This window comes from Streptomyces sp. NRRL B-24572, from assembly GCF_002156145.1.
GTDB lineage: Bacteria > Actinomycetota > Actinomycetes > Streptomycetales > Streptomycetaceae > Streptomyces > Streptomyces vietnamensis.
Genome location: NZ_MWIG01000870.1, coordinates 1 through 2,391, shown reverse-complemented (window position 1 = coordinate 2,391; position 2,391 = coordinate 1). Strand labels below are relative to the sequence as shown.

Here is a 2,391-nt window from a genome sequence, read left to right as displayed (position 1 = left end):
GGGTGTGGCTGGTGGGCCTTCTGGTGGTCGCGGTGAACACGGCCGTGGTGCTGCTCGTGGCGGCGCCGGGGCGGCGTGCCGTCGGGGCGGCGGGGCTCATGGCCTGCGCCCTGGTGGCGGGGACGGCGGCCTGGGGCGTCCCGGCCCCGGCGCGGAACGGGACGGTACGGGTGGCCCTCGTACAGCCCGGTGTGACCGACGGACCCGAGCGGCGTCTGGCGCGGGCCGAGGAGCTGACCCGCTCCCTCGCCGGGCAGCGGCTCGACCTGGTCGTGTGGGGCGAGAGCGGGGTGGGCGCCGATCCGACGGGCGACCCGGCACTCGCGNNCCCTTCGGCGAGTACATCCCGGCGCGACCGCTCCTCGGCTGGGTGACGTCCGCCGGCCGGGCCGCCGACGAGGACCGGCGGCGCGGCACCGAGCCCGTCGTGATGACCCTGCCGGCCCGCGAGGGCCGGGCGCTCCGGGTGGGGCCGCTCGTCTGCTTCGAGTCGGCGTTCCCCGACATGAGCCGACGACTTGCCCGGGACGGGGCGGGCCTCCTGGTCGTGCAGTCGTCGACCAGTACCTTCCAGGACAGCTGGGCGCCCGCGCAGCACGCCTCGCTCGCGGCCCTGCGGGCGGCGGAGACGGGCCGTCCCGTGGTCCACGCGACGCTCACCGGGGTCAGTGCCGCGTACGGTCCCGACGGACGCCGGATCGGGCCGGTCCTCGGCACGGACGCGAGCGCCGCCGTCGTGCGCGAGCTGCCGCTCTCGGGGACGACGACGGCCTATGTCCGGTGGGGCGACTGGCCCGTGTACGGCGCTCTCGTGGTGGTGGGCGCGGTGTGCGCCGCCGAGGGGGCGGGCGCGTTCAGGACGCCTGGGCCAGCGCGTCGCGGACGACGCGCTCGCACAGTTCGTGGGTGAGCAGGGCGTCGCGTGCGCTGAGCACCCTGCCCTCCCGTACCGAGTCGAGGAAGGCGAGGGTCGCCTGCTCGATGCCGCGCTGCCGGGCCACGGGCACCCAGTCGCCGCGGCGGCGCACGGTCGGCTGCCCCTTGTGGTCGATGACCTCGGCGATGTTGAGGACCTGGCGCTTGGTGTCCTGCCCCGAGACCTCCAGGACCTCCTCCGTGGAGCCGTTCATCCGGTTCATCATGCCGATGGCGGTGAAGCCGTCGCCGGAGAGCTGGAGCACCACGTGGTGCATGAGGCCCTCGCGGATCCGGGCCCGCACGTCGATGTGCTCGACCTCGCCGGGCAGCAGGAAGCGCAGGGTGTCGACGACGTGGATGAAGTCGTCGAGGACGAGGGTGCGGGGGTCCTCGGGCAGGCCGATGCGGTTCTTCTGGAGGAGGATCAGCTCGCGCGGGTGGTCGAGGCACTGGGCGTAGCTGGGGGCGAGGCGCCGGTTGAAGCCGACGGCGAGGCTGACCGAGCGCTTCTCGGCGAGTTCCACGATCCGCTCGGAGTCGGCGTACTCGTACGCGAGGGGCTTGTCGACGTACGTGGGGACGCCGGCTTCCAGGAGCCGGGCGGCGATCTCGGCGTGGGCGGCGGTGGAGGCGTGGACGAAGGCCGCGTCGAGTCCCGCGGAGAGGAGCGAGTCGAGGTCGCGGTGGCGCCGTTCGGCGGGCAGGTGCAGGGTGTCGGCCACCCGCTCCAGGGTCGCCGGGGTGCGGGTCTGGAGGTGCAGTTCGACCCCGGGGAGGGTGCCGAGGACGGGAAGGTAGGCCTTCTGCGCGATGTCGCCGAGTCCGATGCAGCCAACCTTCACGGGGTCTCCCTTGTCGTCGTCCACCGGCCCTTGGCCATCAGGGCCGTTCGCGCCGGTCAGCTTACGCGGGGCGGCTCACGCCCCGGTCGAAGGGACCGGCCCGACGGGCGGGTTCCAGTCGCAGATGCCGTCGAAGCCGCGCAGGGCGAGGCCGGGTCCGAACAGGGAGACGGCGCTGACGGCCGTGTTGCGCAGGGCGACGGCGGGCCGGGCGGAGAGCATGGTGAGCGCGCCGGTGCGGGCGGCCTTGCGGACGATGGCGGTGGTGCGCGGCAGTCGGTCGGCGGTGTACGCGGCGAGGGCGCGGCCCGGCACGAAGTCGGGGGCGGCGCCGGCGTGGTGGGCGAGGACGACGGCGTCCTCGACGGCCTGGTTCCCGCCCTGGCCGAGGCTCGGCATCATCGCGTGCGCGGCGTCGCCGAGGAGGGCGACCCTGCCGCGGTGGAAGGCGGGCAGCGGGTCGGGCAGGTGGTGGACGTCGTGCCGCAGGATCCGGTCGGGGGCGACGCCCGCGAGGATCTCGGGGACGGGGTGGTGCCAGTCCCCGAAGAGCCGGAGCAGCTCGGCCTTCTCGTCGTCGGGCGCGTGGGCTCCGGCGGGGGCCACGGCCATGGCGTACGCGTAGACCCGG

General features: G+C 75.0%; 2 protein-coding genes and 1 pseudogene. 1 reads left to right on the top strand and 2 read right to left on the bottom strand.

Annotated features, from left to right (window positions below):
- Positions 1–910: pseudogene (locus CCN56_RS37480) on the top strand (apolipoprotein N-acyltransferase); the annotation flags it as partial.
- On the opposite strand, the gene CCN56_RS37475 reads toward CCN56_RS37480, so the two are convergent.
- Positions 855–1,760, bottom strand: coding sequence for a Gfo/Idh/MocA family protein (locus CCN56_RS37475; RefSeq protein ID WP_086832167.1), 906 nt, complete (start codon positions 1,758–1,760; stop codon positions 855–857). The pseudogene CCN56_RS37480 and the gene CCN56_RS37475 sit on opposite strands and share 56 nt — an antisense overlap.
- A gap of 75 nt (positions 1,761–1,835) precedes the next feature.
- On the bottom strand, positions 1,836–2,391 hold a 556-nt coding region (locus CCN56_RS37470), incomplete at its 5' end, for an FAD-dependent monooxygenase (RefSeq protein WP_179200129.1).